This window comes from Rhodohalobacter sp. 614A (assembly GCF_021462415.1).
Classification (GTDB): domain Bacteria; phylum Bacteroidota; class Rhodothermia; order Balneolales; family Balneolaceae; genus Rhodohalobacter.
Genome location: NZ_JAKEDS010000001.1, coordinates 1,632,869 through 1,655,696 on the forward strand (window position 1 = coordinate 1,632,869; position 22,828 = coordinate 1,655,696).

Here is a 22,828-nt window from a genome sequence, read left to right on the forward strand (position 1 = left end):
GCCAAAAAAAAAAGGAGCTCACATGAGATATAGAATTCAATTACTATTTCTTCTAATAGGTAGTGTTTTGATTGGGTGTAACCCAAAATACTATGTACCCAATACACAAAATGTTCCGGTTATCACATCCAAGGGACAGACGGATCTGACCGCTGCGGGAAATGCAAATCAATTGGAGTTTTTGGGAGCCTATGGGCTTACGAAGAATATAGCTATTCAAGTGAACGCTACACGTTTTTCACCAGGTACGGAGGATAATGGTGATGGAGGAACGGGAAATTTTGTAGAAGCCGGCATTGGATATTACACGAATATCAGCCCATCGTTTGTATTTAGTACATATGGACTTGCGGGAGTGGGTTCAATAGAGAATCAATTTCCCAGAACGGTGGACGAAAATCCGGCTACAACCGGGAATATATCTGCAAATGCTACACGGTTTGGTGTTCAACCTGTATTAACCTATCATAGCAAATATGTATCTGTTTCCGGCTCCACCCGGCTGATGAATCTCAATTATTCAAATGTTGAGGGGAATTTGATTTTTGATGGAGAAGATCAAGTAAACTATTTAACGGAGAACCGTTCGAATATTCTTCTTGAACCTGGAATTACAGTTCGCGGAGGCTTGGAAAGAATTAAACTTCAATTGCAATTGCTTCAAAGCATTAACCTCTCGAATAGTGATTTCAAACAGGACAATACTCTCCTGACAATAGGAGTAAATTTCAGGTTTGAATAGTTTCTTTGTATCAGTACAAACAGATGAAATTTCAAAAGGGAAATTGAGGAAAAAATTAATTCCAGAATTTCAAATACCCAATCTCTTCAAAAATCCATCTCGTAAATTTTTTCCCTTTAAACCAACCGAAGAGAGCACAAAGCCCCAGGAATGCCAGGAAGTAGGGATTTTTGAACCAATAAAAAGCATGCCCAATGGAAACCACCACAAATATTTTGGCTCCGTAGAAGAATACATGGAAGAGAGCGATACCTAATACAACGGAGGTTAAGGCATTTCTGAATCGCTCCGTGAGTGTCGGCCTTTCTTCGGGCGGACCAAAGTTCTTTTCGAATTCATCGAAATAAGGAAGCGGGTCTTTTATGTTTCTCATTGGAGCCATAAATCTTTCCAAAAGATGGACAAGCTAAACGCTTGCAGCAGAATGATGTGTCTTAAATTTCAAGGCTAAAGACTTTGTTTTATACATCACAAATCTCAACTCCCTGTTCGAGAGCAGCCATCTTATCATCCCAGGTTGGAATAAACTCCTGGCCGATATAACCGTCATAACCCGTTTCCAGAATAGCTTCAACAATAGCGGGATAGTAAAGCTCTTGGGTTTCGTCGATTTCATTCCGTCCGGGAACGCCGCCAGTGTGATAATGCGCAATATATGGATGATAATCGCGGATGGTTCGGATTACGTCGCCTTCCATAATCTGCATATGGTAGATATCGTATAACAATTTAAAATTGTCCGATCCAACCCGGTCAACCAATTCTACTCCCCATGCCGTGTGATCACACATATAATCGGGATGATCGATTTTACTGTTCAGCAATTCCATGCAGACCGTCACGTTGTACTTTTCGGCAGTGCTCATCAATCGTTTCAGGCCGGTTGTACAGTTTTCCAGGCCGGTTTCATCGTCCATTCCATTTCGGTTGCCGGAAAAACAGATGATCTTATCCAAGCCTGCATCCGCCGCGAGCGGGATCACTTCTTCATAGCTTGCCAGCAGCTCATCATGCAAATCGGGATTGTTGAATCCCTCAACAATTCCTTTCCCCGCTCCCCACGGCATGGCACAGGTGAGGCCATATTTTTTTAGAGTCGGCCATTCGTCAGGCCCAAGAAGTTCAATGGAATGCATTCCGAGATCTCGTACTCCGGCGCAAAATTCTTCCAGCGGAATATCATTGTAACACCATTTGCAAACCGAGTGCTTCACCCGGCCTTTCAGTTCTTTGCCTAAATAATATTCTACATTTTTAATTCGATCGAGAAAACCGGCCACTACACTCGAACCCATCATGGCACTCATCACATTGATTGCTTTTCGTCTGGTTATATTCATAAAATTATTTATTTGATGTTATGTTTCACAATTCTTTTGTGAAAGTAAAATGGCAGAGGTCCATCACAGGGTTGTTAGTCTCATTGTGATGTAGATTGATCCAAATTGAAGAATTCCCGGCTCCATCCTTCGGAAAAATGATCAGATAAGAATAATGTAATCGAAAAAGAATGGACTGCAAAAAATGAGATGGTTTGTGAAGCCGGTCGATTTATTTGTTAATAAAATAAAATCTGTGTTACCTTTGGTTGCAAGAATTTAAAAAACACCGTTATCCAGGAGTAAACGAAAGCTCAAAACCTGTTTTTCCCGCTTGTGGAAAAATCATTTAAATGATGAATACATTTTGTGCTAAATCACTGTTATTATTGTTCTTTCTTTGGATGGGCTGCGCAAACATGGTTTGGGCTCAACCGGAAGTTGAGGCAACGTTTGTTGAGTCCGGGTTAGCAAGCTGGTACGGCCCGGGACTTCATGCAAATACAACAGCAGGAGGTGAAGTGTTCGATATGAATAAACTCACCGCCGCGCACCCTTCACTGCCATTTGATACGCGCGTGAAAGTCACCAACCTCAGGAATAAAAAATCGGTGGTGGTTCGGATTAATGATCGCGGGCCATTCATCAAAAACCGGATTATTGATGTTTCCAGGGAGGCCGCTCGTAAACTTGACATTCTCCATTCCGGAGTTGCGCGGGTGAGAGTTGAAGTTTTGGATAACGAGATTGCGGAAAATATTCGACTTACCCATTCACTCGTTTCCATTCCTAAAAAAAGTATCGGGCTTCCATTCGGGCTGACAGAGCCGCTTCAAAACGAAGCGTTTTCCATTTCTGAACTGAATCGGAATTTCCCTTATGCCGCTCCGGGAAATAGCGAAACAGATTAGGCAGAGTGAATCAAATATTCATCATTTCTGAAGCCTAAACGTGTCGCCTTCGGTCAACAGTTTAAAATTTACTCCGGCATTTTCAGGTTTTTGCATGGCTTCGTAGAAATCATTGGCCGGTTCTTCCATGCCGTCATCTGCCAGCGGAAAAGTTCCGAAATGCATGCCAAAACTAATCTCCGCGTTCACATCTTTGTGAATTTGTATCGCCTCAGCAGGATTTACGTGGATCGGTCCCATGAACCATTCCGGTTTGTACGCCCCGATGGGAATCAGCCCAACTTTGACCGATCCAAATTTCTCTCCAATCTCTTTAAAGAAATCATCATAACCGGTATCGCCGGCGAAGTACACATTGCCAAACGGCGTTTCCAAAACATAACCGGCCCACAGGGTTTTGTTTCGATCAAAAAGTCCGCGGGCTGAAAAATGCTGTGCCGGAACCGAGTTTACAACTATGTCTTCAGAAACGGCTTCCTGATCCCACCAATCCAGCGCCGTGGTTTGGGAAATACCTTGCTTGTTCAGGTAGAGATCCACGCCGAGTGGCACAATAAAATCCGGCGCGTATTGGGTATTGATTTTTTTGAGTGTTTCAATATCCAGGTGATCGTAATGATTGTGGCTGAGGATGACGAGGTCAATTTCCGGAAGGTCTTCGAATTTCAATCCCGGCGGCCGCATCCGTTTTGGTCCGGCAAAACTCAAAGGACTGACACGCTCGCTCCAAACCGGATCAAGAAGAATGTTTAATCCACCGGTTTGAATGAGAAATGTGGCGTGGTTCACGTATGTAATTGCCAGAGAATTGGTAACTCTGGAGGCAGGTTTCTCAGCAAAGGTTGCGTTCTCTTCCGTCAGTTCTGTCCACTCGCCCGGTTCCCGGTTCAGTGACCACTTTAAAACTTCCAGAGTGCTTTGCGTTGTAGCTCCGCTGGGATTCACAAATTTGGATCCGTTAAAATGATCGGAAACCGGACCGCTATATCCCGGTTCGGAAAACCACCATCCGGCAATCACAATAAATAAAGCGGCGAAAATGAGAAGACCTAAAATCCAGAGCATTAATTTTTTCACTTAGATTGAATCAGTTTTAAAAATTAGACTGTGAATGATAAGGGTTTTGAATGATGAATAGCGAACAAGGAAGTCAGAATTCAGAAGTTTCGATATTCGTTATTTCTTTAGCAATCACTGTTTGCTCGCATTATCCTTTTAATTTCGCCTGGAAAGAGAAATCACCTTTCATAGGTATTAAGTATTTTATTGACAAGTGATATAAATCCATTTAGAATGAGATAGAAATAACTATTAAAAGTTAATGGTGCTTACCATAAAGAGAATAAATAAAAAACATTTCCGCCTTCTAATCATTTGTCTTTTTTTGATTGGATGTAATGAAGAATACCAGATGCAGACGGTTTTAATTAATGGAAACATCATTGATGGAACAGGTACTGAACTTAAACAAGACTGGGACATATTAATTTCTGATGATAAAATCACAAAAATAGGTCCAAATCTTGCAATACCTCAGCATGCTACAACTGTTGATGTTTCAGGTTTAACGATTCTTCCCGGACTTATTGACATGCATGGGCATATTTATGCTAACCTGGGATCAACAAATGGGATAAGCAATCAGAAATCGTATCTGAAGTTTTATTTGGCTGGCGGGGTAACCACAATTTACTCTCCAGGTGAATATGATGCCGAAGGAACTTTAGATCTACAAAACAGAGTAAGTCAAGGCCAGGAAGTTGGACCAAATATTCTAACTACAGGTCCTTATTTTGATCATAGCCCCTCACAAGTTCCATGGATCAATGGGATTAAATCTGTTGAAGAACTCGAATACCAGTTTAACAAATGGAGTGGAAAAATCGACGGGGTTAAAGTTTATACAAGCATCACTTCCAAAGAGCTGAGCAGACTTGTTGAATTAGCTGACAGTCATGATCTGCCGGTGACAGGACATTTGGGATCAGTTACTGCTAATGAAGCCATTGATTTAGGCATTCATGGGCTTGAACATGGTATTTTTGGGATGCCGGAATTTTTTTCTTCTGGGTTTACCCCGAGTAGCATAGCCTGCCAAAGTGGAGATTTTGCTTTGACGCATCCTGAGATAAAAATGTTAATTGATAAAATTATTGACAATCAGGTTTATTTGACTCCCACCATCATAACATTTCAGGCTATGTTAGTTAATTCGGAACCGGTTACTACAGACTGGCAAAAATATTTAAGTAGCGATGTTTTAAAGTCGATTTCAAAATTTGAGAAAAGGTTGATGTCTAACCAAAACATGCAAGATTGTCTTGAAAACGGTCTTAAAAAACAAAGTAAGCTATTAAAGGAAATTTATGATAGAGGAGGCTTAATTGTAGCAGGCACAGATCCCGTTGGGCCTATGATTATTCCGGGATTTGGACTTCACCGCGAAATGCAACTTTTGGTTGAAGCAGGCCTTCCTCCGATGGCAGCTATCCAAGCGGCAACAATAAATGCGGCCAAAGCATTACGAAAGGATGCTGAGTTTGGTTCAATAGAAACAGGAAAATTGGCGGACTTAATTGTAGTGGAGGGTGATCCATCCCAAAATATTAACCATATTGGAAATACCGTAATGGTTTTTAAAAACGGGAAGCAGTTTAATCCTTCAGAACTACGTGAATCAGTTATCGGTAAAATTGGTGGTGTTGAAGATTAAAAAATAATAGCACAAGCGAGACGCTTGCGCCATCCCTTCTCACTTCTCACTTTTGCCTTTTCACTCCTTAAGCTCCTCCTCAAAAAATTCAAAAATTCGCCGATACTCATCATACCATGAATCCGCATCAGTAAAACTGTGCGGTTCAGAAGGATACATCATCATATCGAAGTCTTCGTTGCCGGATTGAATCAACTTTTCGATGTACTGCACGGCATCCTGGAAACCGACATTGTCATCCTCTAATCCGTGGAGTAAAAGGGCCGGATGTTTTAATTCGTCCGCATAGGTGAGGGGGGAACTTTGGTCATAGTGTTCGGGGACTTCTTCGGGATCACCCAATCGCGGCAGTGTGTACCATGGATTGGCGTAATAGTAATTCCTCCAGTTGGTTACGGATCGGAGTCCGGCACCGGCATGGAAGCGTTCGGGAGCTGCGGTGAGGACATAGAGCGACATGAATCCGCCGTAACTTCCACCGTAAATTCCAACCCTGTCTAAATCAAGGGCGCCGCCGGTATGTTCTTCAGCCCAATCGAGGCCGTCCACGATGTCTTCCGTTTCATACTTGCCCATCCAGTTGGTGACATCTGCGCGGAAATCACGTCCGTAGCCGAGGCTGTGTCGGTAATCTACTTCCAAAACGATGAATCCGTGTTTGTTCAACAATTGATTAAACATGTATTCGCGCCAGTAGTTGTTGGACCATCCTTTGTACACATTCTGAAGCGATCCCGCCCCGTGTACAAAAACCACAACGGGGTATTCTTTGGTTTCGTCATAATCCAGCGGATAAAGAAGCGAAGCTGAGAGTTCGGTCTCGCCATCGCGTCCTGTAAATCGAACGTATTCTTCCTGCTGCCAGTCGTAATCATAAAAACTTTCCGGAACAGAATTTGTCAATTGAATTTCTTCATCGGGATCTTCCAAATCGAGACGGTACAAATCATACGGTTGGTTAAAAAACGTCTTCGCATAAATCAGACTGGATCGATCCGGCGTCAGGTAAAACTGATATCGGTAGGCTTCCTCATCGGTGAGCTGATACACAGCGCTGTCATCCACATCCAATGTGTAAATGTGTCGGACCCCGTAATCTTCCTCATTGCTCGCGAAAACAATCGATTCGTCATCCAGCCACTCGGCCCATGGAACGTAATAATCACCTTCCGTATGTTGAGTGAGATCGGATCCGTCCGCATGCACGGTGTAAATGTGGTTCCATCCGTCCTTCTCCGACAAAAAGAAAAGCTGATCGCCTTCCGGGGCAAATTCCATCTCACGTTCATCAATCCAGCCGTCGGTTGAGTCTTCAAATACAACCGTTTTTGAATCCTCCTGCAGATCATGAATAATAATTTTTCGGTGTTTCAACGGAGCGTCCGCCCAGTCGATGGCCACATAACGTCCGTCATGAGAAGCGCTGAGTGATGATCGATGAAGGCCGGTTACAAGGGTATCAAGAGCGGTTGTATCGAAAGAAGCAACATAAACAGAAACCTCAGGGATGCCGCGACTATTTCCACCCGGGACAACAAATTCATCTACATACTCGGGGAAATAGATGGTTCGCGCACCTGAATAATCATATTGAGAGAGAACCAGTTTTTCATTTCCGGCCCACGAACTCAGAGAGAAATTGGGATCATCGTCTCCTTTTTTCGTGATCTGTTGAATGGAGGGCGAATGTACGTTTGTCACCCAAACATTTCCGTCCATCACAAACGCCAGTTTTTGGCTGTCGGGAGACCATTCCAGTCCGTATTCACTATCCTGCGATTGAACAATCATCTGTTCGTTTGATCCGTCTGCCTCGGCGATAAAAATACCGTCATCTTTGGTATAGGCAATCTTTGATCCGTCGGGGGAGTGAACCGGCCGGTGAATGTCGTCATCCTCCACATCTTCCAGGTTATTTCCGTCCCAATCCACCGAATACAATCCGGTTTCGAAATAGGAAGAATCATTCCATTCAAAGAAAATCCTGGATTGATCACCTGAAACAAATTCAAAGTTGGGGCGAATGCCGGGAATCATGGGTTCCAGGAAAATCTTTTTAAGGGTGAGATCTGTCGGTACAGATTGCGAGAAAATGGTTGAGGGAATAAATCCAACGAGAAGAATTAGGGAGAATAGGAAACGTTTCATAAAATACGAATTGTAATTATGGGTCATCGGAGGAGGATTTATAAATTGAATGCTAAAAAGAGTAAAAACTCTCACCCGATGAACTTTCTTGCTTCAATTTTATTTCGGGTACGATAACGGGATTCCCAATTGGAATCAAGCGAAATGAATGAGGAATAGTGAAGAAGGTAGGACAAACACGTCACTTTGAGCGCATTGGAGCACAGCGGAAAGTAGTCGAGAAGTCTCGACCAATACGGCGAAGTTTTCGGCTTCCTCTTCGTTACAACTCAGAGTGCACTCAAACTGACGAATGTTGTCATGTGTGTTCCTTATTCAAGAGTAGCCTGATCTACCCCGTCCATCAATCTTGTAAAAAATTCTTCATCGCTGATTCCCCCGACTAAAAAAGTACCGTATCGAACAATGACCAGGTTCAGAGAAGGACAGATATAGAGTTTTTGGCCAAATAAGCCCGACATCATAAAAAGATCATCGGGCATGATGTCGGATATCATCTTGCCCGTAGCCAGACTTTTTGCATGATCCGGCAGATCCATTGTTGATCGTTTCTGTGATCCGACCGGTGTGTTGAGCCAGAATGTAATTCCGTAACCCGGATTGGCTTCAGTGGGGGTTAAAAGTTCGGCTAATAATTCACCCGAAATGATTTCGGAATTCCCGTTTAAGGTGCCGCCATTCATCAGCATAATGCCGATTTGCAGCCAGTCAAGTGCAGGATAGTTGCCTCCGTAAGCCATATTCGGATAAAAGAAATTCATGTTCGACCATTCACCACGAGATACACCAAGCGGGATAAAGAGGTGCTCTTCCAGGTAATCGATAGGATTGATCTCAAAGACCTCAACAAAAATCCAGGACAGAATATAAAATGGGGTAGGGCCGTAGGCAAAGGTTGATCCGCGCTCATGCTCCATCTCAACAGCAAGCCATTTCTCGGCCGTTTGGACCGTGCCTGCCGAAGCTGTTTCAATTCCTGAGGTGAGGCTGAGAAGCTGGCGGATGGTAACCTTTCCTCGCTCGCTTTCAGGATCCCATTCGGGGATGAGTTCGCCTAAAGTAGTATCAAATGTGAAAAGTTCATTTTTCACGGCAATTGTAGCCAGTAAACCGGCAAAACTTTTTGATCCGCTAAAGATTGTGTGAAGTTGTTGACGCTCAAACTGTTTGCCATATTCTTCCAGCAAAATTTCGCCATTGTGCCAGATGATGAGTGCTCGGCCTGTAGGACTATCATTTGTCCCAAGGGCGTACTCCTGAACAGCTTCGAGATTTTTATGAGGAATCAGGCCTTCCCCTTCTTCCGGGCCGGTGGATGAGTTGTCGCAGCCCGACAAGAAGAATAGCAGAAACAAGACAACGGAGGTAAGAGAAAGTTTATGGTTCATAGCAAAAAAATATCTCTGCCGGATTCATCTAATGGATAAATTCAACAGAGATAAAGTATAAAAAGTGCTAAAAAATTCCTGCTGTGGGATCAGGCAGAAATTTTCTCACTGATATTCTGGAAAACAATCGGCTTAATGGCTTCAAACGCATCGAGTGTTTTTTCAATGTGCTCGTCTGTATGCGATGCCATCGGAATCAGCCGGATCAAAACCATTCCACGCGGAACGACCGGGTAGGCCACGCCACTCACAAATACACCATGCTTCTCGCGCATTTCACGCATAATGGTTGTACAGAGATCGGTGCTTCCTTCCGTCAAAACCGGGGTAACCGGACTTTCTGACGGCAGAACGTTATAACCGATTTTTCGGAGGCCGTTTCTGAGTTTCAGTGTATTTTCCCACAATTTTTCTCTCCACTGGGGATTTTGTCGAATTAGTTTGATTCGTTCCCGGGCCGTTTCAACAATGGCAAGTGGAAGAGATTTTGCAAAAATCTGGCTTCGTGCGTTTGCTTTCAAAAATTCTTTTACCCGTGGCTCGGTAGCTACAAAAGCGCCGATCAATGCAACGGATTTGGCAAACGTTCCGAAGTAGATATCAATTCCATCCTGGCAGCCGAGGTGTGTTCCGGTTCCCGAGCCGTCTTCGCCAAGGGTTCCGAGTCCGTGGGCGTCATCAACCAAAAGACGGAAATCATATTTTTCTTTGAGTGCGATGATCTCCTTGAGCTTCCCGAGATCGCCTGTCATGCCAAAAACGCCTTCTGTAACCACCAAAATGGAAGAGTTCTTTTTGGCTTTGGAGGTAGCTCTTTTCAGCTGTTTCTCCAGGCTGTCGATATCGTTGTGTTTGTAAACGGATTTTTCGCTCATGGCGAGTTGCTTTCCGTCAACGATACAAGCGTGGCTTAGTTCATCGTAAATCAGAAAATCGTTACGGTCTACCAGGCAGTGAATCACACTCATGATTCCCTGATAACCGTAATTGAGCAGAAGTGCATCCGGTTTATGAACGAAGTCAGCGAGTTCTTTTTCAAGTTCTTCATGCTGATCAGAGTTTCCGGTCATAAGCCGTGCACCCATTGGTACGCTGAGTGAATGTTTTTTTGCTGCCTGAGCGTCTACCTCGCGAATTTTTGGGTTGGCGCCGATGCCAAGATAGTCGTTAATACTCCACACGATGACATCTTTACCGTTGAACCGCATTTGGGGCCCCAAGGGTCCTTCCAGTTTGGGGAATGTGTAATAGCCGTATCCGTCTGAAGTAAATTCACCCAACGGTCCTGGACGGTTTTCCAGCTTTTTAAATAGATCCATAAAAGAAAATTAAGCTAAATTTTTTTTGCCCGATTATTATTTTAAGCGTTACTATTTTTTTAGAAAAGTTTGATTGTTCAAAAGTAAGGAAATTGGAAAGCATGTCAAAAGTAATGAGACATCTATAATTTCTGAGATATTATTTAAGGTACGGGTTCTCCCTGCGATGCTTCAAGCAAATGAAACCAGTCCTGCCGATCCAGATCTACATCCCAAGCATTAACCGCCTTGATAATACGTTCTTTTTTACCCGTTCCCAACACCGGTTGAGGATTGCAGGGAAGTCTCAGGCACCAGGCAAGCGCAAGTTGGTCGAGTTCGATTTCATATTTCTGACAAAGTTTTTTTCCAACTTTCTTGATGCGTTTGACTCTTTTTCCATCCCCTTTAAAAAGCTTTCCGCCTGCAAATGGGGACCAAAGCATCGGCGAAATGCCATATTCCTGGCATTGATCGAAAGTGCCGTCATAAATAGGATCAAGGTGTAAAACGGAGCATTCCACCTGGTTTGTGACCAGTGGAATATCCAGTTTACTTTGAAACATCTGAAACTGTGACGGAGTGAAATTGGATACGCCCACATGGCGGATTTTTTGTTCCTCCCTGAGCTTCATGAAAATGTCGGCCATTTCTGATGCATCCATGAGCGGATCGGGACGGTGAATAAGAACCAGATCCAGATATTCTGTATGCAACTCTTTCAGGGAATTTTCTACCGATTTGCGGATGTGTTCAGCAGTTGTATTGTAATGCTGCATTTTATGCTCCGGTCGACTTTTCACCGGCAGGCAAATTCCACATTTTGAGACCAGTTCCATTTGGGAGCGTAGTTCTGGTTTTTCTCTCAAAGCCTTTCCAAAAATTCCTTCATTTTGATAATTGCCGTAAATATCAGCGTGATCAAAGGTAGTAATGCCATGTTCAAGGCAGGTTTCAATGAAATCGATGAGATCAGGTGTAGACATATTCCACTCGTTAAGCCGCCAGAAACCAGCTGCGAGTTTCGAAAATTCGGGGCCGTCTTTGTGGAGTTTTAAGCGTGTTTTTGCAGTTTGAGTCATGGTTCAAATCTTAGAATAAAAAGCCCCTGTTCAATATCACTCACAATGATTTTATCTCCTGAAAGCCAGGGGTAAACAGACCAAAGGCCGCCGAAGGTTAATAAATCTTCCTCTGGAGTTTCCGGGGTTGTATCAAAATATCCAATTTCAAAAATATTTTGAGGATTTGGATTGCTAACATCCAGAATCCGAAGTCCGGACATGTAATTCGCCTGGTACATCATATTATCCTCAACATACAGATTGTGGTCTCTCGATTGAGTGTCGTGCTAGTAAAATCCAATCATCTCAGGATTGTCCAGATCCTGTATATCCCAAACATAAGTACGGGTATTATGATGAAATCGTGCTTCATCCAGTTCATCATTCATAAAGAAAGTTTGCTGGTCTTCAGACAACCATCCCTGGTGCATGTAGGCCTGGCCCGGATAATTTCCAATTGAAATGGTGGATACGTTTTCTTTATTGCTTACATCCGAAATCAAGAAAGCACTTTCGCCTGAACTGAAACAGATTTCCTTTCCATTGTGCTCTTCATCCGGTCCGGTGTATATCACACATTGAGTGTCGTGAATGTATCCAGATTCAGTTATTCCGCCAGCATTTTCATCAAAATAACACCCGCCATATTCGGGTTGAAGGGGTTCGGAGATATCAATCATATGGAGTCCGCCACGTTCTGCACACAGCGAACCGGTTGTGCTTCCAACGGCATAAAGAAAATTGCTATCGCTGTTAATGTTGATGTTATGAGCATTTCCAAAATCGGTATAGCGCACATAATTGGAGAATGTGATACCCGTTTTGCTCACAATTCGGAGCTGAGTCAGATCGAAGACCTGCAGTCCATAATTATTTTGTTCGCTGACAATGTAAAGCGTGTTATTATGGACTTTCATATCACGCCAGGGAGAGTTCTCCTTGAAGCCTTCGCCATCATCATGAGCTTGAAAATCGGGCGATTTTGCAGGCGTTTCATTTGCATCCGGGATAAATCCAACGACAACGGGTTCGGAAGGAACGGTCACATCTACGATATCCACGCCACTATTCATGCCAATAATCGCGTACTCGCTGCCGGTTATCGGGTCAATCCAACCCCAAATATCGTTTAAATAATCACCTGAAAGTTCGGAGACCGGAACGTGCGCATAAAGCCCGATATTATTACAGGGATAAGATTCAGCCTTTCCATTTTCACAAGGGGTGTAATCAAGATCTGCCGGGCCTGTGCTTGGGTCACAAGCTGTCAAAAGTATTGTAAATAAAAGGCTTATTAGGAGGAAATAACGAAACATTTTGTTCATTAAACTCGTTATAAATAGTGATATGGCTAAAAAAAGTGGATGTTAGAACTTGACTTAACGAGCACTTCTTCCATTTTTATAATACGATCACACAACCAATAATATACAATATTTATTATGTCTGATTCTGATATTGAGATGTATGAGGAAATGATAGAAAATCCAACGAAGCACCAAATGAAAGCCATCCGTCATGCACGGGAACGAGCTTGTATTGATGCCATGAAATCATCTTCTTCCAAAAATCCACATAACAAGGGTTCCAATCTTGCCGGATTGTGGAATTACGTTTACGAAGAGTACTATCAGATTCAATAATCTTCAGGAACAATCACATTTAATGAATTTTTTTCTACGGTGAGTTTTAATTTGCGGATGTCCGTTCCCAAATGCTCACCGTCTCTGTGAACCGCCAAAGGAACGGCGCTCGATATTTCAAGATTTGTGGTTCGGCTTTTTTCTACACCTTTCATCCATTTTGCAGGCCCCCATCGAAATCGGAGGAGGTAGGCCAGCAACAACAGTTGTGGGACTTTTTTAACGGTCAGAATATCAAGTTCCCCATCCTGCAAGTCTGCATCCGGTGCAACCAGAAAACTCCCGCCTTCCCATTTTCCGTTGCATGCAGTTATCATTAAAAAATTATTTTTTTCTTCATCGTTATGCGATTTTATCTGCATTTCTGATCCATGAAATTTCAGAATGGCTTTTAAAGCGCCATAGTAATAGGTGATTCTTCCTTTTAACCACGACGTTTGATGCGCATAGAAATTTGCCCATCCGTCAATTCCAATCCCGATAGTATTGACACACCAACCCTGTATATCGCCCTCGTATCGAATCAGGTCAATTTTTGTGGTATGATTTTGATGAAGAACTTTAAGGCATTCCGTAAGTGATTTTTTTAACCCAATTGATTTCACAAAATCATTGCCGGAACCGATGGGGAGTACACCCAGAGTTCCACTCGTTTTCGCCAATCCATTGACGATTTGACTGATTGTGCCATCTCCGCCACAGGCTACAATGACATCAAACTCTTTTGATTTTTTTCTTGCAAGACCGGAAAGGGAATCGCGCTTATCAGCGATAACAATTTCATGGTTTTTCCAAAGCTTGGAAGCCTCCTGTCTCAGCCACTCGGCATTTTTTGCAGACCGATGACGATCGGCCGCCGGATTGATGATAAAGCAGATCCGTGTATTCTGATTTTGCATACCGGATACTACATCAAAAGAAAGGTATTTAAAAGCTGTTTAACCCACAGAAAGGGTTGTCAGCGCCCGGGTTCGTCAGTTCTGAAGTTTCTGGATATTGTTGAGCAGATGATGCAGGTGAGATTCCAAAGTGTCAAAGGGCCGATATCCGCGGGAGAGAATTCCGATTTCATCACCAATTTGAAGAAGCAGAGTGGGAAAAGCTGTGGCGCCGTGCTTTGCACACCATTCAAAATTCTGTTCGGTTATCTCTTTCATGTTTTCACTCTGGTAGAGCGTTTTAGCATCTTTGAGATTAACTGGAAACTCTGAAAGTATTTCTTCAAATGTGTCCCATTCATTCAGGTTTTTCCCATGTATAAAAATGGCTTCCTGAAGCCGCCCGGCAAATTCTAGAGCTATATCAGGATTAAGTTCATTCACTACATTTTGAATACGGCAGGAAGGCTCGGAGTTCATGAGATACGAACCCTCTTCAAGCAGAAGCTTGAAATTTTTTCCATACGTAATGCCGGTTGTTTTTTCTGCCTGAGGGAGTAGAGACAGCAGGTTGGGATATCCTTCCTCAACAGTTTTAACATTTTCTTTTGTAGCAAGGCCGCCCGGTATAATTTTCAGGTTTAACTGATCAGAAAATCGATCGGTTAGTTGTTTTATAACCGGATGAAAACCAAAACACCACCCGCAAAGCGGATCAAAAGCATATATCAATGTGGGTTTCATGGAGTACTGTCTGCTTCTTTGTTATCAATTGCCGCACTTAATTCAGCCAGCCGCTCACCTGCCTCTTTGATAGGAATAGAGACGGCGCTGGCACCGGCTTCTTGCATAATTTGTGCTTCCTCTTCGCGCATGGTTAACACATAAATCAATCCATCGAAACCGGTTGCACGAAGGGTTTTTGTCGCATTTTCTTTCACTGTTTCATTGCCCATTGCAATCATTACGGATTTGATGTTTTCCAGATCGAGACTTATCCATAAATCTCTGTCCTGAATATCACCATATACAACACGTCTGCCTGCTGCAAGGTTTCGCTCGATGCGTGCGGGGTCAATATCCATCCCTACAACTGCTTTTCCATCGGCTTTTAATTTATCATAAGCGGCGCGGCCGGCGTTGCCCATTCCTACAATCAGGAATTCGGCAGAACCAAGGGAAACCGTTTCGTGTTCGGGGTGTCTGCCGGCTCGTTCGAATTTTATCAAGTAGTCATGCCACTTGGTCCAGAGTCTCTCTTCCTTGATGCTGATGGGAGAGTTCATGGCATAAGAAATGGCTGTTGTAAGCCCAAGAACGACTAAAATCTCCGGAGGAAGAAATCCATTCTGAATAGCAACAGCACCGGCAATTAAAGTGAATTCACTGTATGATGTGAGAGATATGCTTGCCAGGAAACTGGTTCGGCCCCTGAGTCTTAACTTTGTAAAAAGAAGGTAAAAGACAATGGATTTAACCGGGAGTAATAAAAGAAGTACGGCAAGCATATAGAAACCCCGGGAATCCGGGAAGCCTGTGAGGCCCACTTCCAGGAAAAAGCCTACAAGAAATGCTTCTTTCACTCCCCACATTTTTTTACCGATTTTATCGGCTCGTTCATCAGACGCCAGCAGCATTCCTGCGGCAAGGGCTCCAAGTTCGCCTGAGAGATGGAACAGGTCAAAAAGAGCAGCTCCGCCAAGTGCGAGACCAAGCCCCAGCAACATCCAGATTTCATCATCCCGGATGTCTTCGAGAAACCGCAAAAGAACCGGCCGAAGAATCGGGAGAGCAAAGAGAGAAAGCGCCCACAAAGAGGGAACGCCGCCGCCGGTGTAAGCAATTAACGCGATTGCAACCAGATCCTGGACGACAAGGATACCAATGGCCGTTCGGCCGTAAAATGCACCTAATTCATTTCGCCGTTCAAGATTTTTTGCCGTTAAAACTGTACTCGAAAATCCGAGAGTAATGGCAATAATGATGGCAGACTGAAGCTCAAATCCAAATGCCAGTGCAACCGGTGTAAATAACAGCGTTGAAAAGACAAGGTGAGAGAGGCTAACGCCAAGAATATCAAACCGAAGAATATTCTTCAGGCGAATGTGTAAACCAACGGTGAACAACAGGAAGAGTACTCCAAGATGAGAGATTTCGTGGAGCATAGGTCCCGGTTCGTAGCCGGCGATGGAGAGAACCAACCCCGCGATGAGGTAACCCACCAGTGGAGGAAGTTGAATACGCGAAACTCCAAATCCAAATAAAAATGCAAGGCCGATCCAAATAATATCCATCTAAAACAAAGGGTATCCGGGTTTGAATTAATAATGATGTAGAATGTACCAATTGTTTAGGAGTGAATCACTTTGTTAAGAAGCCCGGAGCCACAAGAAAATGGATGGCTCCGGGAGATATTTTAAATCAGCGGGAGTTTATACCTGGATTCAGAACGTTTGTGTAACAAAGAACTGATTTTTCTCGACCATTTATTGGCGATTGAGATTTCTGATGTAAGCGACTTGCCGTTTTCACCATCATAAATTTCAAGAAATTCCGATGCTTTTCCTGATGTTTTATAATGGAGTTGAAGACGAATATTATTTGTGAAGCTCACATTTCCTTTCGCACCGCGAATGTTTTTAGAGCCATTCACAACTTTACAATTGTCAATTTCGGAAAGGTCAACAAATATTTTCTCTTCATTGTCTTTATTGGCTTTGACGTATAGAAGTTTTTTGCTTTTTTCATCGATGCCAAAGGCATAAAAATCTCCCCAGATTTCGTGATTAGTCAGGGAGATATTTTTCTCGTTCGCAAACTGGTTCAGTATTTCAGTTAATTTTTTCACTTTGGCTTTTTCTGAAATATGATACCAGGTGATGGGTACAAAAAATGTTGCCAAAGCAAAAAAACTGATAATTACAGAGGGTAAATCTACTTTCATTGTCGTATAAAATTTTTTGAGTGAACACACTCCACATGCTCTGTCCATTTGACAAGAAATATGAATCAGAGTGGATATGTGTATAGGAAATTTTGGTGAGGCTCAGACGTGACAGGAGCCCCGGGTATTAAAAAAGAAGGAGAGTTTAAAAGTAGAAATAGAATGGATATAACAATTCCCTTACTGAAGAACTGCCGACAACACTTCGCGAAAGTACAAGATAGATAGAACTGTATCTTTCAAGCGCCGATTCCCGGGCTAAATCTGATTTTGTTTGATCTTGCAGATCTTCCTCAGAATCTGAAGAAGATTGGGCGAACAGCAGATTTGAAGCACTGGTCTCAAGGTTGATAACAGCCCACAAAGTTGGAACCGATATTTCCCTGTAAGCCGGAGCTTCATTCTCCTGAGAATGAGAATATACCGTCTCAACTTCAGTGAAAGTCTCTATCCGGTTAACAGAGCTAAATACAATGCCAACCGCCAGAAGAAAAGATATTATTTTGGGTAAAAACCTCATGACTAAGTATACAAATTTTACTAGCTATTTACGTTGGTTGAGAATAGAAGTTGTCAACCAGCGTAAAATTTTTTCTGAATCATTTCTCTAACTCTGATTATAGCTCACGAATAACGTCAGGAAAACTTAGAAATTATTTTTTGGATGTGATCAATCTCATCCCGATTTACGGTATGGCCCATTCCCGGATAGATTTTTTTTGTTACTTCCGCTCCAAGACTTTTCAGGACTTCCACCGATTCATTAACCCGTTCAACAGGTATGTGCGGATCAACATCTGAACAGCCAACGAAATAGGGCATTCCGGCAAGATTGCCTTCATAGTTTTCGGGCTGAACCGTTTCACCAATCAGTCCGCCACTCAGTGCTACAAGTCCGCCATATTTGGAAGGGTGTCTGGCCACAAACTCAGTAGCGAGACAAGCGCCTTGTGAAAATCCCAAAAGAATAATTTTTTCTTTTGGAATGCCTTCTGTTTCAAGATCTGAAATCATGTCAAAAATTACTTGAAGTCCAGAGGATAAGCCGGGTTCATTTCGTTCGGTTGGCTGCAAAAAAGAATAGGGATACCAAGTATGGTGGTTGGCCTGCGGCGCCCGATAATGAATATTTCCGGTATCAAATTCATTTGCGAGTGTAATAATACTTTCCGCAGAAGTACCCCGCCCGTGAATGAGTATCATCGCCAAATCCGCATCGCCAGGGGAGACGCCTGCTGTTACGGTATTAGAATTTTGATGCGGACCGTTGAAAGGTTTTTTGGAGTTTGCTCTGAACATGAATCCATATTTTAAGATTTAAACTTCAAGTGGTGGAAGCCGGTTTTCAATATCCTGGCGGTGGTCTTCATACCACGGTGGTAATTTCAGTTCCGTTCCCAGAGTTTCAAGATCTTCATCTTTGGTAAATCCCGGGATGTCCGTAGCGATTTCAAACAGGACGCCGCCCGGTTCCCGGAAATAGACTGAGCGGAAATACTGCCGGTTTTGTACGGGGGTGGGATTAAATCCAAGGTCTATCAATTTGTCCCTCCAAGCGAGCTGGCTTTCATCATCAGGAACCCGGAAAGCAATATGATGAACAGATCCGCGCCCAAACCGTCCCCGCAAATTCGGTTCTTTTTTGAGGTCGATGACAGCGCCTAAATGATTCTCCGGCTCTGAAACATAACGAGTAATATCCGACTCTTTATTAGTCTCCTTCCATCCGAATTCCCGGAGAAGTTCTGCTGTTCGGCCAGTATCTGCCAGTGAAAGTGTCGTTCCGAAAAATCCCCGAATGGCCAATTCAGCCGGAATCCCATCCGTTTCTTTGGGTTTGATTTCATCGATTCCGGTTGATTCAACCACTTCAATGATCATCCCTTCACTATCTTTGACGCGGATTTGTTTATCGCCAAACCGGTTTTCATGAGGCAAAATTTCAACATCATTCTTTGCAAAATGTTCTCGCCAGAAATCAAGCGAATTTTTCGGCGTGGCGTATGAAACAACAGTCGCTTCACCGGTGTTCGGTATTCCCTGCGGAACTCCCTGCCACGGAAAAAAAGTAATTGAACTGCCGGGCGTGGCTTCATAATTACCGTAGTAGAGATGATAGGTGTAGGGATCATCAAAGTTGATAGTCTTCTTTGTGAAACGAAGTCCCAGCACGCGGGTATAGAAATCATAATTCAGGTGAGGCGGGCCAGACACCGCTGTTATATGATGTAATCCGTTTATTCTTTCAGGCATTTCATCCATGATCAGTTACCATTTCTTTTTTTGATATGAAATAAAAACCGGAAAGAAAAGAAAATAGTTCAATGTTAAACTAAATAGCCTATAAAAAACCCCCGCCCCAAATAAATGGGACGAGGGGACAAAGCTACGTGATCAGATAAAATTTATATTTCCGGATGATGTGGCCGTTCAGGGGCCAGTTTCCATTGTTCCGGAGATCGCCAGAGAGCTGAAAGCAACAGTTCGCGCATGAACAAGAACTCTTTCGGTAGTTTGTCATACAACTTGCTAAACAATTCCTCATGGCTTAAAACTTCTTTTTTCCAGGCTTCGCGATCAACGGTCATCAGTTTTTGGAATTCTTCTTCACTAAAGTCTTCCATTCCTGCCCAGTCGATATCTTCATGGCGAGGCATCCATCCAAGCGGACTTTCAACAGCGAAAGATCTTCCGTGAACACGTTCAACAATCCACTTCAGCACGCGCATGTTTTGTCCGAATCCCGGCCATATGAACTTGCCGTTTTCGTCTTTTCGGAACCAGTTTACGGCAAAAATTCGCGGAGCATTCGGTAGTGTTCGGCCCATCTGTAACCAGTGATTGAAATAATCGGCCATGTGATATCCGGCGAACGGAAGCATGGCAAATGGATCGCGGCGAACAGCGCCGATATTTCCAAAGGCGGCGGCTGTCATTTCAGAACCCATCGTGGCAGCAGCGTACACACCAAAATTCCAGTTAAAGGTTTGATAAACCAGGGGAACGGTTGTACTTCGGCGGCCGCCAAAGATGAATGCACTGATGGGCACACCGGCAGGATCTTCCCAATTATCATCAATAGAAGGACAGTTGGCTGCAGGAGCTGTAAATCGTGCGTTTGGATGAGCAACGGTTTTGCCGGATTTTGGATCGTGTAATTCTCGTTGCCAGTTGATGGTTCCTTCCGGGCATTCGTGACCGATTCCTTCCCACCATACATCACCGTCGGGCGTCAGGCCTACGTTGGTGAAAATGGTGTCTTTAGAACTGCTTTCCATCGCGTTTGGGTTGGTATCATAATTGGTGCCGGGAGCCACGCCAAAGTATCCGGCTTCAGGGTTGATGGCGTTCAGTTGACCTTCTTCATCTTTTTTGATCCATGCAATGTCATCGCCGATAGTGGTTACTTTCCATCCGTCAATACCTTTGGGAGGAATCATCATTGCAAAGTTGGTTTTCCCACAGGCACTGGGAAAGGCAGCAGCCACGTATGTTTTCTCTTTTTCGGGAGATTCTACACCGAGAATCAGCATGTGTTCAGCCAGCCATCCTTCATCACGGGCCATGGTTGATGCGATTCGCAGGGCAAAGCATTTTTTACCAAGAAGTGCGTTTCCGCCATAGCCTGATCCATAAGACATAATCAGTTTTTCTTCAGGGAAATGGCAGATATATTTGGTATCGCGATTGCAAGGCCATGGTACGTCTTCCTGACTGGGTCTCAGCGGTGCGCCAACAGAGTGCAGGCATCTCACAAAATCATCATCGCCAAGAACATCAAGAACGGCTTGTCCCATCCGTGTCATAATTCTCATGTTGGTCACAACATAAGGTGAATCGGTTATTTCAATACCTATTTCGGCAATGGGTGATCCAAGCGGCCCCATGCTGAAAGGAATTACATACATGGTTCGTCCTTTCATGGAACCGTCAAAAAGTTCATTCAGAACTTTTTTCATTGTTTTAGGATCTTCCCAATTATTGGTTGGGCCGGCATCGCTCTTTCGTAAGCTGTTGATGAATGTTCTGTCTTCAACCCGTGCTACGTCAGATGGATCCGAAAAAGCCACATAACTGTTCGGGCGTTTTTCAGGATTTAAGCGGATGAATGTTCCTGCATCCACCATTTCCTGGCAAAGGTTGTCGTACTCTTCTTGCGAGCCGTCACACCAAACCACTTCATTTGGTTTGGTCAAATCAGCAATTTCTTGTACCCATTTAAGAAGTTGTTTGTTTTTGGTAGGCGCCTCAGCGTTGATTGAGGGGGCTAATGTTGTCATGTTTTTCTCTTTTAATTGTTATAGGTAACTCTCTTTATTTCTCTACCTGTAAAATAAAAGAATAAAGACAATTTTACCTTAAAATCGATCTCAAAAACATCTTTTTTTCGGAAATCGCTTCCACGGAGGAATGGACTAAAAAAGGCCTTCAGGGTCTTAAATGGTGCATTTTTGTAGAAATAATTTTGTACCTTTGTCCCCCTTTACGGCTTTGAATTGTCAGAATTGAAATTCCATAAATAGTACTCTCCATGAATATATTTACCATTATCATACTTGCAGCAATTCTGGTTGATTTTGTACTTGAAATTGTATCCAATCGTCTCAACCTCAAAGCTCTGTCAACCGAACTTCCCGATGAATTTGAAGGAGTGTATGATGAGGAGACATACGCAAAATCGCAGGAGTACACCCGGGTAAATACGCGTTTTGGATTTCTGACCGGTACATTCGATTTGATATTGTTACTCGTCTTCTGGTTTGCAGGAGGATTCAACTGGCTTGATCAATGGGCGAGGAGCTTTGACCTTGGTGTGATTGGTACCGGTTTGATATTTATTGGAGCTTTAATCATTGGCAAAACCATTATTGATCTTCCATTTAACATTTATTCTACCTTTGTAATTGAAGAGCGATTCGGTTTCAACAAAACAACTCCCAAAACATTTGCGATTGACCGTTTGAAAGGATTGTTGCTTGGTGCTGTGATTGGATTGCCGCTCCTTGCGGGAATCATTGCATTTTTTGAATATGGAGGAAGCTGGGCGTGGGTCTATGCCTGGTTAGCGGTAACAGCTTTTTCCCTGATTATGCAGTATGTAGCGCCTACCTGGATTATGCCGCTATTTAACAAATTCGAGCCTTTAGGAGATGAAGAGTTGCGTAAGGCCATCGAAAATTATGCTGAGAAAGTAGATTTCCCACTTCAGGAAATTTATGTGATGGACGGCTCCAAACGATCCTCAAAATCCAATGCTTTTTTTACAGGTTTTGGGAAAAATAAACGAATTGCCCTGTTCGATACGCTGATTGAAAATCATACAAAAGAGGAACTTGTCGCTGTGTTGGCTCACGAAATCGGCCATTATAAAAAGAAACATATTGTAAAAAATATGGCGATCAGCATTCTGCATACCGGAGTTATGTTTGCGTTGTTATCCATTTTTCTGAAAGTTCCAGCGCTTTTTAATGCATTCTATATGGAAGAAATGAGTGTGTATGCCGGGCTGCTCTTTTTCGGGATGCTTTATTCGCCCATCGAAACTATTTTAGGGATCGGGATGCAGAAATTGAGTCGAACTCATGAATTTGAGGCAGATCATTATGCGGTAACGACTATTCAGCAACCGGAAGAGATGGTAAATGTGCTCAAAAAACTTTCAAAAGATAACCTGAGCAACTTGACGCCTCATCCGTTTTATGTGTTTCTGAATTACTCGCATCCACCAGTGTTGAAAAGGATAGAGGCGATTCGGGGACAGAGAAAGCAAACGAAGTGAC

The 22,828-nt window shown here is 43.3% G+C and carries 19 protein-coding genes and 2 pseudogenes; 5 read left to right on the top strand and 16 right to left on the bottom strand.

Going from position 1 to position 22,828, the window contains the following annotated elements; all coding sequences use genetic code 11:
* Positions 1-22 precede the first annotated feature (22 nt).
* Complete coding sequence (locus L0B18_RS06590; RefSeq protein ID WP_234570589.1) at positions 23-742, top strand: hypothetical protein; 720 nt, start codon at positions 23-25, stop codon at positions 740-742.
* A 55-nt stretch (positions 743-797) separates the two neighbouring features.
* Here the strand turns inward: L0B18_RS06590 and L0B18_RS06595 are convergent, their stop codons facing one another.
* Positions 798-1,115, bottom strand: coding sequence for a hypothetical protein (locus L0B18_RS06595; protein WP_234570591.1), 318 nt, complete (start codon positions 1,113-1,115; stop codon positions 798-800).
* A gap of 88 nt (positions 1,116-1,203) precedes the next feature.
* Complete coding sequence (locus L0B18_RS06600) at positions 1,204-2,082, bottom strand: hydroxypyruvate isomerase family protein (RefSeq protein WP_234570593.1); 879 nt, start codon at positions 2,080-2,082, stop codon at positions 1,204-1,206.
* Between the two features lie 332 nt (positions 2,083-2,414).
* Between L0B18_RS06600 and L0B18_RS06605 the strand changes: the two are divergent.
* Positions 2,415-2,801 (top strand): annotated as a pseudogene (locus tag L0B18_RS06605) (septal ring lytic transglycosylase RlpA family protein); the annotation flags it as partial.
* 192 nt (positions 2,802-2,993) lie between these two features.
* On the opposite strand, the gene L0B18_RS06610 reads toward L0B18_RS06605, so the two are convergent.
* Positions 2,994-4,049: an MBL fold metallo-hydrolase gene (locus L0B18_RS06610; RefSeq protein ID WP_234570596.1), complete on the bottom strand. Its 1,056-nt coding sequence runs from the start codon at positions 4,047-4,049 to the stop codon at positions 2,994-2,996.
* Positions 4,050-4,293: 244 nt separating this feature from the next.
* Here L0B18_RS06610 and L0B18_RS06615 point away from each other — a divergent pair, with 244 nt between their 5' ends.
* Positions 4,294-5,685 (top strand): amidohydrolase family protein, encoded by a 1,392-nt coding sequence (locus L0B18_RS06615; RefSeq protein WP_234570598.1) that lies wholly within the window; start codon positions 4,294-4,296, stop codon positions 5,683-5,685.
* A 60-nt stretch (positions 5,686-5,745) separates the two neighbouring features.
* Here L0B18_RS06615 and L0B18_RS06620 read toward each other — a convergent pair whose 3' ends face one another.
* The 5 genes and pseudogenes from L0B18_RS06620 to L0B18_RS06640 form a co-directional block, all read right to left on the bottom strand.
* On the bottom strand, positions 5,746-7,833 hold the full coding sequence (locus L0B18_RS06620; RefSeq protein ID WP_234570599.1) for an alpha/beta fold hydrolase: 2,088 nt from the start codon (positions 7,831-7,833) through the stop codon (positions 5,746-5,748).
* Positions 7,834-8,144: 311 nt separating this feature from the next.
* Positions 8,145-9,221: a serine hydrolase domain-containing protein gene (locus L0B18_RS06625; protein WP_234570601.1), complete on the bottom strand. Its 1,077-nt coding sequence runs from the start codon at positions 9,219-9,221 to the stop codon at positions 8,145-8,147.
* 89 nt (positions 9,222-9,310) lie between these two features.
* A complete protein-coding gene (locus L0B18_RS06630) occupies positions 9,311-10,540 on the bottom strand; it encodes an aminotransferase class I/II-fold pyridoxal phosphate-dependent enzyme (protein WP_234570603.1) in 1,230 nt (409 codons plus the stop codon).
* A gap of 143 nt (positions 10,541-10,683) precedes the next feature.
* A complete protein-coding gene (locus L0B18_RS06635) occupies positions 10,684-11,601 on the bottom strand; it encodes an aldo/keto reductase (RefSeq protein WP_234570604.1) in 918 nt (305 codons plus the stop codon).
* Positions 11,598-12,908, bottom strand: a pseudogene (locus L0B18_RS06640) (choice-of-anchor B family protein). The gene L0B18_RS06635 and the pseudogene L0B18_RS06640 overlap by 4 nt, the downstream one beginning before the upstream one ends.
* Before the next feature lie 117 nt (positions 12,909-13,025).
* Here L0B18_RS06640 and L0B18_RS06645 point away from each other — a divergent pair.
* Complete coding sequence (locus L0B18_RS06645; protein WP_234570605.1) at positions 13,026-13,226, top strand: hypothetical protein; 201 nt, start codon at positions 13,026-13,028, stop codon at positions 13,224-13,226.
* Here L0B18_RS06645 and L0B18_RS06650 read toward each other — a convergent pair.
* The 8 genes from L0B18_RS06650 to L0B18_RS06685 form a co-directional block, all read right to left on the bottom strand.
* Complete coding sequence (locus L0B18_RS06650; protein WP_234570606.1) at positions 13,220-14,125, bottom strand: diacylglycerol/lipid kinase family protein; 906 nt, start codon at positions 14,123-14,125, stop codon at positions 13,220-13,222. The genes L0B18_RS06645 and L0B18_RS06650 overlap by 7 nt on opposite strands.
* A 75-nt stretch (positions 14,126-14,200) precedes the next feature.
* Entirely contained in the window at positions 14,201-14,848 is a 648-nt protein-coding gene (locus tag L0B18_RS06655) for a DsbA family protein (RefSeq protein ID WP_234570607.1), read from the bottom strand.
* A complete protein-coding gene (locus tag L0B18_RS06660) occupies positions 14,845-16,398 on the bottom strand; it encodes a cation:proton antiporter family protein (protein ID WP_234570608.1) in 1,554 nt (517 codons plus the stop codon). The genes L0B18_RS06655 and L0B18_RS06660 overlap by 4 nt, the downstream gene beginning before the upstream one ends.
* 122 nt (positions 16,399-16,520) lie before the next feature.
* Complete coding sequence (locus L0B18_RS06665) at positions 16,521-17,048, bottom strand: hypothetical protein (protein WP_234570609.1); 528 nt, start codon at positions 17,046-17,048, stop codon at positions 16,521-16,523.
* 145 nt (positions 17,049-17,193) lie between these two features.
* Positions 17,194-17,568 carry a hypothetical protein gene (locus tag L0B18_RS06670; protein ID WP_234570610.1) on the bottom strand — a complete coding sequence of 125 codons (375 nt, stop codon included), beginning with the start codon at positions 17,566-17,568 and terminating at the stop codon, positions 17,194-17,196.
* Positions 17,569-17,684: 116 nt separating this feature from the next.
* Positions 17,685-18,347 (bottom strand): alpha/beta hydrolase, encoded by a 663-nt coding sequence (locus L0B18_RS06675; RefSeq protein WP_234570611.1) that lies wholly within the window; start codon positions 18,345-18,347, stop codon positions 17,685-17,687.
* Positions 18,348-18,365: 18 nt separating this feature from the next.
* Entirely contained in the window at positions 18,366-19,310 is a 945-nt protein-coding gene (locus tag L0B18_RS06680) for a ring-cleaving dioxygenase (protein WP_234570612.1), read from the bottom strand.
* Positions 19,311-19,453: 143 nt separating this feature from the next.
* Positions 19,454-21,328 carry a phosphoenolpyruvate carboxykinase (GTP) gene (locus tag L0B18_RS06685; protein ID WP_234570613.1) on the bottom strand — a complete coding sequence of 625 codons (1,875 nt, stop codon included), beginning with the start codon at positions 21,326-21,328 and terminating at the stop codon, positions 19,454-19,456.
* A gap of 251 nt (positions 21,329-21,579) precedes the next feature.
* Between L0B18_RS06685 and L0B18_RS06690 the strand changes: the two genes are divergently transcribed.
* The gene (locus L0B18_RS06690) at positions 21,580-22,827 is read left to right on the top strand and encodes a M48 family metallopeptidase (RefSeq protein WP_234570614.1); all 1,248 of its coding nucleotides are present in this window, start codon (positions 21,580-21,582) and stop codon (positions 22,825-22,827) included.
* Position 22,828: the final 1 nt, after the last annotated feature.